This is a genomic window from Gilliamella sp. Occ3-1 (genome assembly GCF_001690655.1).
Classification (GTDB): domain Bacteria; phylum Pseudomonadota; class Gammaproteobacteria; order Enterobacterales; family Orbaceae; genus Gilliamella; species Gilliamella apicola_P.
Genome location: NZ_LZHQ01000008.1, coordinates 69,231 through 77,425, shown reverse-complemented (window position 1 = coordinate 77,425; position 8,195 = coordinate 69,231). Strand labels below are relative to the sequence as shown.

Annotated in this window: 11 protein-coding genes; 2 read left to right on the top strand and 9 right to left on the bottom strand. The window is 30.7% G+C overall.

Annotated features, from left to right (window positions below; genetic code table 11):
- The 5 genes from A9G43_RS02785 to A9G43_RS02765 form a co-directional block, all read right to left on the bottom strand.
- A partial coding sequence (locus A9G43_RS02785) for a transposase (RefSeq protein WP_141673995.1) occupies positions 1-118 on the bottom strand: 118 nt, incomplete at its 3' end.
- A 52-nt stretch (positions 119-170) separates the two neighbouring features.
- Positions 171-689 carry a hypothetical protein gene (locus tag A9G43_RS02780; RefSeq protein WP_065606438.1) on the bottom strand — a complete coding sequence of 173 codons (519 nt, stop codon included), beginning with the start codon at positions 687-689 and terminating at the stop codon, positions 171-173.
- Positions 690-691: 2 nt separating this feature from the next.
- On the bottom strand, positions 692-1,495 hold the full coding sequence (locus A9G43_RS02775) for a hypothetical protein (protein WP_065606436.1): 804 nt from the start codon (positions 1,493-1,495) through the stop codon (positions 692-694).
- The gene (gene pilL2, locus A9G43_RS02770; RefSeq protein WP_065606434.1) at positions 1,492-2,022 is read right to left on the bottom strand and encodes a PFGI-1 class ICE element type IV pilus protein PilL2; all 531 of its coding nucleotides are present in this window, start codon (positions 2,020-2,022) and stop codon (positions 1,492-1,494) included. Before pilL2 ends, A9G43_RS02775 begins: the two co-directional genes overlap by 4 nt.
- A 754-nt stretch (positions 2,023-2,776) precedes the next feature.
- A complete protein-coding gene (locus A9G43_RS02765) occupies positions 2,777-4,801 on the bottom strand; it encodes a DNA topoisomerase III (protein ID WP_065606442.1) in 2,025 nt (674 codons plus the stop codon).
- 163 nt (positions 4,802-4,964) lie between these two features.
- On the opposite strand from A9G43_RS02765, the gene A9G43_RS10655 reads away from it, so the two are divergent.
- Complete coding sequence (locus tag A9G43_RS10655; protein ID WP_081297996.1) at positions 4,965-5,417, top strand: hypothetical protein; 453 nt, start codon at positions 4,965-4,967, stop codon at positions 5,415-5,417.
- A gap of 38 nt (positions 5,418-5,455) precedes the next feature.
- On the opposite strand, the gene A9G43_RS02755 is transcribed toward A9G43_RS10655, so the two are convergent.
- Positions 5,456-6,388, bottom strand: a complete 933-nt coding sequence (locus tag A9G43_RS02755) for a hypothetical protein (RefSeq protein ID WP_065606432.1) — start codon at positions 6,386-6,388, stop codon at positions 5,456-5,458.
- A gap of 99 nt (positions 6,389-6,487) precedes the next feature.
- On the opposite strand from A9G43_RS02755, the gene A9G43_RS02750 reads away from it, so the two are divergent.
- Positions 6,488-6,787 (top strand): transcriptional regulator, encoded by a 300-nt coding sequence (locus A9G43_RS02750; RefSeq protein ID WP_218058591.1) that lies wholly within the window; start codon positions 6,488-6,490, stop codon positions 6,785-6,787.
- A gap of 53 nt (positions 6,788-6,840) precedes the next feature.
- Here the strand turns inward: A9G43_RS02750 and ssb are convergent, their stop codons facing one another.
- Genes ssb through A9G43_RS02735 form a run of 3 tightly spaced genes read right to left on the bottom strand, consistent with a single transcriptional unit; the run spans position 6,841 to position 8,181 of the window.
- Positions 6,841-7,338: a single-stranded DNA-binding protein gene (gene ssb / locus A9G43_RS02745; RefSeq protein WP_065590113.1), complete on the bottom strand. Its 498-nt coding sequence runs from the start codon at positions 7,336-7,338 to the stop codon at positions 6,841-6,843.
- Positions 7,331-7,606: a hypothetical protein gene (locus A9G43_RS02740; RefSeq protein WP_065606430.1), complete on the bottom strand. Its 276-nt coding sequence runs from the start codon at positions 7,604-7,606 to the stop codon at positions 7,331-7,333. Before A9G43_RS02740 ends, ssb begins: the two co-directional genes overlap by 8 nt.
- A gap of 59 nt (positions 7,607-7,665) precedes the next feature.
- On the bottom strand, positions 7,666-8,181 hold the full coding sequence (locus tag A9G43_RS02735; protein ID WP_065606428.1) for a DUF3158 family protein: 516 nt from the start codon (positions 8,179-8,181) through the stop codon (positions 7,666-7,668).
- Between the last annotated feature and the right edge of the window lie 14 nt (positions 8,182-8,195).

Here is an 8,195-nt window from a genome sequence, read left to right as displayed (position 1 = left end):
GCCATTTATAGAAAGTTGAATTACCCATGCCATATTTACGACAGAGTTCTTTAACCGGAATACCCGCTTCAGCTTCTTTTAAAATAGCGACGATTTGATGTTCAGTCATTTTTTTCATGTTTAAATCCTCTTTACTTTTATCATAGAGAATTTTCTACTTTTTTGCTGTATTATTTTAGGGGAGAGTTACAATTAATATCAATAAATAAAATCATTCTGTCCCCCTCATAATTTAGAGGTGCTACAAAATTAGGATTATCATCCAACTCAACAGGTAATACGTTTGTATAAAGTTGTTTAAACATACGATTATAAATCCGTTGAAATTCAAGTTCTTTAGTCGTACGTTCAAATTCTTTTTTTGCAAGAAGTGTTGCGTAATGTTCTCGTTCTTCTTGAGTTTCAGATTCAACCCCAAGGGTAGTTAGAGGATCAAGATTAGGAGACCAATAACGCCGTCCGCCTTCATTAATAAGTTTTTCATATTTTTGCCATTCTGTAACTGTCAATCCCCAATAAGATGCTTTCTCTTTAATTCTTTCTTCTTGTGTATTCCGAGATTCTTCATCAGATTTTTCAACCGATTTTGTGGAATCAAGATCCTTTGAAACTAGTTGAGAATTAGCTAATAAATCCCAAGACATAAAACTTAATAGCAATAACAAACATATTTGTTTTTTTAGTATCATATTTACTCCTTATCTATTGTTAGAGTATAAGTTTGTTGCTTACTATTTATTAATTTCACAGAGTTTTTATCAATTTTTGCAACTTTCCAAAAATCATCTATAAACTCACCTTCATTTACAAATTTCAACGCAGATAGTGATGTCGCATTTTTAGGTAGGAATACAGCAACTAATTCACCAGCTCTAAATTCAATGCTAGATAATTGATATTTAAAATTTATTGCCGTTGCAGTTTTAGCCTTTATAATATTACTTCTTGTTGTATTGGTTGACTTGCTATTGTTATTTGATAGCATTACTGTAATTTTTTGTATAATCTGATCTTTAAATCGTTGAAAAGATGCCACAACGCCATCTAATGATTCTTGTTGCATTTTTTGAACATTCTTAACTGCTTCTAACTCAACTTCAATATTTGCTATAGCTGTTTCAAAATTATCTAATTTACTATCGAGATTTTTATCATTTAGAATTAGTTGTAATGACGTTATGTCCTGTTGACTTCGTGCAGAGCGTGTATTTAAATTATCATAATCAACATTGATTTTTTTCTGTTCCAACTGAATTTCATCTAATTTTTTTTCCAATGTGTTAATACTATTTATACTTACATTATTCGTGTTTATTTTATCTTCCAGTTCTTTATAGTTATTAGATGTTTTATCAATGTTAAGGAGAGATAAATGCAATGCTATCGCTATTAATATAAACAAGATTACAAATACACCACATATTAAAACTACCATTTTTTTAGTTATTGTAATAGGTTGGTTTATATTTAATTTATTTATTAGCGTATCCTTCATTTTTTTTCTCCTTTTGTTTCTATCATTCGAGGAGGTACTTGATAAGTATCAAATTGAGGTTCTTGTTTAACTGAAGAAATAGGTTGTTGTTTTCGAGAATATCCTTTTTTTAGATGAAAACAGATTTCTCGTTCAACGTCATTAACATCTAAATTCCAAGCAGGGCCAGCCATAACATGTAGTGCATCATTTAATAAAATTGGCCCCATTTTATATTGAACTTTAGGTAAAGTGCTTTCATAAAGAACATTGATATCTGAGTTAGTGCAAAGAGAATAACCTGATTGTTTTAAAGCATATTCCATTCCATCTTTAACTGTTAAATTTAAATTTTTAGGTAGTGAAATATTAATAATTTGATCTAAAACGTATTTATGAATTGGATCATCTAATTCAACAATAGTATATCTATCAGTCTGCAAAACTGGCTTAGATTCTATTTTTGGCTTAGAAGCAATAGTTTTAGAGTTATTTGTACATGCTGTTAATACAAATATCGGAAGCAATGCTAACATAGCAATTTTCATTGTATTGACCTTTAGATTAATATATAGAGAGTAGAAAGGTAAAATGCAATGATGGTTGAGTAAACAAATAAATCAATTCTGAATATGACAAAAAAACCCATTTATAAAATGGGCTTTTTGTTTTCAAGTATATATATAATTAATATAATTAGAGTTGAATATTACTCAATAAAAAGTGACAAAATGCACTCTCCCTCTCAAAAATCATGTCATTTTGCACATATTCTCGATTCGCTATTTAGTTAGCTGAGTTGAACCGAATAAACAAATCTGTTTTAAACAGCTTTATCTGGCACGCGTTAACGCACTAAGGGCTACTGATTTTTTACCATTCAGTTTTGGTGTTGTTATAGAACAAACAAGGTAAATACCACTGTTTTACAATGAACCAATGAACAATGGTATTCACCCTGAGTTCTGACATAAGGACAGGAACAAGAACCACCTTGTTCCTTGTTGTATATTCAAATATATTTCAAAATTGATGTGAATTAAATCAGCTCTGATACACATACAGCTCTATCCAACCGTATGTATAGTTGTAACGTTACACAGAGTTGTTACAAGCAGCCATAAATATGGACTTGGGACATTTCAGATTAATAAGGGTTAAAAATTAATCCAAAATAAATTAGTGATTTTATGACCGCAAAACCACAAAAGCGGAGTGAAGTTTGATTCTGTCATAATTCGTTTAATTTTACAATATAGAATCTAATTAAGTATGTTTTTATTCTAGTAATAATCACTATATTCACACTGTCTTCTCAAAAACAGGATTACCTTTCTTGTCCCCAAAACAAGTAAATTTGCATCCATCTTTGTAACGAGAGCAACCAAACCAAATATATTTACCTTTTTGACTTTTACCTTCTCTTTTGATAAGTGCGCCAATTTTACATTCAGGGCAATCGTATAATTTTGTTTTTGAGACTTTTTTAGATGTGGTATTTTTAGGTAACTCAGCTCCTTTATACGTTTGAATTAGTTGGTTAATAAAAATATACTGTTTACGCATAAACTCGCTTTGTTGCTGTTGACCCGTTGCAATATTTTCTAATTCTTGCTCCCACAAGGCTGTCATACCAGGATCTTTTAAAACTGGAGGTAATGTGTCTATCAGTGCGTAGGCAATATCAGTTGCTAAGATAGCTTTCTTTTTTCGTTCAATGTAATTACGTTTTTCTAATGTTTCTACAATTCCAGCTCTTGTTGCTTCAGTACCAATCCCTGATGTCTCCTTTAACATTTTTTTTAATTGAGGGTTTTCTACATATTTGGCAATTTGTTTCATTGCATCAAGCAGACTACCGTCATCGAAATGTGTCGGTGGCTTAGTTTGTAACGATCTAAAGTCGACTTTAGAAATAGTGCAAATATCATTGTTAGATAAAAGTGGAAGTTTTTGTTTATCATCAACATCTTCCGCATTTTCAATGTTGTCTCTTGTAAATAATACTTTCCATCCCAGCTCAACTAACACTGTACCTTTTGCTTGAAATTTCTGTTCAGCACTAATTAAATTAACTACTGTTTTATCTACTTCATTATGCACCATAAAATTAGCTAAATAGTTTCGTCTAATCAAATCATAAACCTTGAATTCATCTGTACTAAGTTGTGACAATTCTATAGTCTTTGATGTCGGGATGATGCCATGGTGTGCGGTTACTTTTTTATCATTCCAAAGTCGAGATTTATAAGCTAAATTAATCTGTGGCATAAATTTTGCTATTTCATTATCATTTTTCATAATAACAGAAATTATGGTTTCAGCTTCATCAAACATTGATTCAGGCAAATATCCGCAATCAGTTCTTGGGTAAGTTGTAATTTTATGTGTTTCATAAAGTGATTGAGCAATATTAAGTACTTGAGGCATAGACATACCGTACTTTTTAGAGCACGCTTTCTGCAAGTCACTTAAACTAAATGCTAAAGGAGGAGAGAATTTAACCCGTTCCGTGTTAACATCAATAACTTTTGCTTCTCTTGAATGCTGTAGCTTTTGTGCTATTTGTCTTGCAAAAGATTCATTAAGACATCGTCCCGCTTCGTCTATATTTTCTTCAGGAATCCAAGTAGCATTAAATGTCTGGGATGTCTTAGATAACTGAATATTTACAGAAAAATAATGTTTGGGTATGAAATTTTTAATTTCTCTATCCCTATCGACAATTAGTTTTAGGACTGGTGTCTGAACACGACCCACAGATAAAACGCCGTAACCCAAATCTCTACCTAATAAAGTAAATAGTCTGGTACTATTTAATCCAACCAACCAATCAGCTTTTGCTCGAGCTTGGGCTGCTAAATATAACGGATAAGTTTCACTAGCTGCATTAAGACTAGCAAGGGCTTTTTTTATTGATGTATCATCAAGTGCTGAAAACCATAATCTTTTAGTTTCACCTTTCCAGTTAAAACGCTCTAACAGAGACCACGCAATAGCTTCCCCTTCTCGGTCGGGGTCTGTTGCGATAATAATAACGTTAGCTTTTTTTACTAACCCTTGAACCACTTTGAATTGTTTTGACGTTTTATGAGCAACATTATAAACCCACTTTTCAGGTAAAATAGGCAAATCGTCTATGCTCCACTTCTTAAATTTTTCGTCATAAACATGTGGTTCTGCTAGTTCCAGCAAATGACCGACACACCATGTAATACATATTTTTCCATCGGAGCTACGATAAAAACCGTTATCATTAACTGTAGCTCCAATATGTCTCTGGATATCTTTAGCTTGACTAGGTTTTTCACAAATAAATAATTTCATTAACATTCATTCTCTTATTGTTTTTGATAACTGAATATTAATTAATTGAAATAAATATGGGATAGTTAAATTAATATTGCTAAATGGAATATTGATTTAATAATAAAAAACATATACAGCATAATTATAATTAAAGTTCAATAAACAATTATTGGAGTAAATAATGATAGATATGGCTATTCCCGTTAATCATTCATTTTTAGATTATAAAAACCACGAAACGCTAATATTTAACATGTCAAACGGCAAATTCAATTTTTGTATTGGACTTTTTAATATTATCTATTTTGCACAACTAGCAATGCAACTCGGATATATTCCTAAAGACGATAAATGGACTAATACGTTAAATGAATATTATAAAAATGATGACTGTTACAATGCCCATAAAAAAATTTGTATGAAAAACCCTGCTATTATTACAAACTGCATTTGTGACAATTGCGATAATCCTATTTTATTTAAAGTTAAAGATACCAAACATGAGTTTCAAATCGGGCTTTTTACTATTCTTAATTGCTTAAAAATCGCAGAGCAAAACAACTATATACCTCAAATAAACGTCCAATTTTGGATATTAGTAGAAAATCGCTACCACTTATCCAATAAGTTTTAAATTAGTAAATTTTGCGACAAACATCACCTATATTAAATTTATCTTATAAGTATAGGTGATATCAATTCATTTGCCTGTTCTATACAATAATCACTAAAAGAATTTTTATGCCATTTATCCAGATTTATCAAATTACTAAAATGAACATGATTCATTTCGATAGTTTTTCGGTAAATTTCTTGTGGTTCACGAAATTCACTATTTGAAACTCGATAAGTAATGACTAAATCGATAGACTCTTTTTTATTATTAGCACTAAGCGGAATATGATTTGTAAAATAGAAATTTAATTCTGTAAAAATTTTACTAGAAAAAATGAAATATCCTTCTTCCATTTTTATAAATTTATTAGTCTTTTCTAGAATTGTGTCCTTTAATGTACTGTCAATTATTTTTTTACCGAATAAAGAATGGTTTTTAGCCATATAAGCAAATATCCAAGGGATATTAAGAATTGTAGCTCCGCAATAAAGATACCCTTCAAAGTTAATATAATTTTGTAACATATTAGTAAGTAAATTCTTGCCTATGTGAAAACCAATATCTTTTTGGATAAGATAAATAATTCGATCTAAATGTTGGCCCAAGATTGTTAATATTTTTCTGGATGTTTCATCTAGCTTTGATTTTCTATCAGAAGATTTATAGCGTTTGTTAGCGTTATGGGCTGCAAATGGACATTGTTTATAATTATCTGGATTAAAATAACCTAATTGTACAATGTTATTATTAGCTCCACTAACTGGTTTGTGATAATGCTTTCCATAAGGTTTCAATAATTTATCTGAGCTGTGATATAGATTTATAATTTGTATAGGATTATCACAAGCAGGACAAATAGCAAAATAGCAAGCTTCACCTTTGTCATTTTGTTGAACGAAAGGAAATTTACTTTGTGTATCTTTTTCATATTGATTCCGTTCAATGACATGAAATATTGTACTATTAGGCAAAACTTTATATAAGTGCATATTATCTTCTACCTTTCTACATACTTATAATTTATTATTATTAATTTTTTTAAATTATTCAATATATCATTTTATTTTCTGATTTATTCAGTTATAAATATGAATAAAATTTCAAACCAAAATACGAAAAATTTTCGTGTTTTTAAATTAGAGAATGACGATATGAACGGATATGAATTAAAAATTTGGAGGAGAGGTTTCGGTTGGTGTCAAGAGATTGCAGCAGAACAATTAAACGTGACAACAAGAACATATCAAAATTACGAAAAATCAGAGTCAGTTCCCCACATAGTCATATTAGCAACTCAAGCATTATCATTAAAAATGAGATACAACGAAATGCAAAATAAACCTAAAAAAGAAATATTAAGAATTTTAAAGATAACCCTCGAAAAATAGATAGCCTAACTACTTTTAGCTAGATTATCTATTTAATATTTATAAAGTAAACTCTAGAATGGGATATCGTCATCAAAGTCCATTGGTGGCTCCTCAGGCATAGCTGTAGCTTGTTCTGTAGTTGGTGCATTTTGCGTTGTTGATTGTGGCACGGGTGCAGATGAAGAATTGTTAGCACTTTGTCCCCAATTTTGTGAACCATCCCGTGAACCTAGCATTTGTAAAGTACCGCCGATTGGGTTAATCACAACTTCTGTAGTATAACGATCTTGTCCAGACTTATCTTGCCATTTACGAGTTTGTAACTGTCCTTCAAGATAAACTTGTGAACCTTTTTTTAAGTATTCGCCTGCAATTTCAGCTAATTTACCAAATACAACAATACGATGCCATTCAGTGCGATCACGGGTTTCATTCGTTTGTTTATCCTTCCATGTTTCTGATGTTGCAACACTAAAATTAGCAACAGCATTACCATTCGGCATATAACGAACCTCAGGATCTTGCCCCAGATTGCCAACTAAAATTACCTTGTTTATTCCTCTAGCCATTTTCTTGTTCCAATTCTTTTAAATTCTCATTAATTTGATGCTGTATTTGATCAATGTGTGCTTTTAATCTAAAATTCACGGCTTGCGTTGCGTCGTTTAAACTTGAATGCAATAAATAATCCTCCCTATCAAATCTTGTTTTGTCACAATAAACAAGATTTTCTGTTATTTTTGTAATTATGAGTTTTTCTGGTTTTAACGCTAGTTGATATGTGTACCAAATAACATCCCCCGACTTTAGCTTTTCCCATTCTTCATCTGTAATCATAATAATTCCTTATTTTTATTTTTAACGAATTCACTGTCATATAATCACCTAACACCTCATTATTTAGTTGGTATGTTAAGCTCATCAAACTTGGGCAACATTTCATTAATTAAGTGTCTGATTCGAATACATACCCTCATTTGAAAATTTAACGTTAAGCGATCAATTTCTAGTTGTCTGATAAAATTTTTATCCTCATAACTCAAATTGTTTTGTTCCAACGCATCTAATATCAATCGTTTTCCCTCAATCTCGGTACGACTAGTTTTACCATCAACAATGACTATTTTCTTATACTTCCAACTTAAATATACTGAACCATTTGATAAGCGTCTTTTTTTCAAATAAAAAGGTAAATACTTAATGGGTAATTTATCTCTTGTGTCATTGATGAGTCTTTCTGCAATGTTTTCTAATCTAGAAAGGTATGACTCAATTTCTTGTAAAATAGTTTCATATTCCCCCTTACCTTTAAAAGGCTTTAAAAGGCCTTTTAGGGATAGATGTTGTTTTGCAAATTGATAATCTGTTGAAGAGAGTGTATTTGCATATTCATCTTTATAAAACTCATTCATTAGCTCACCTTATT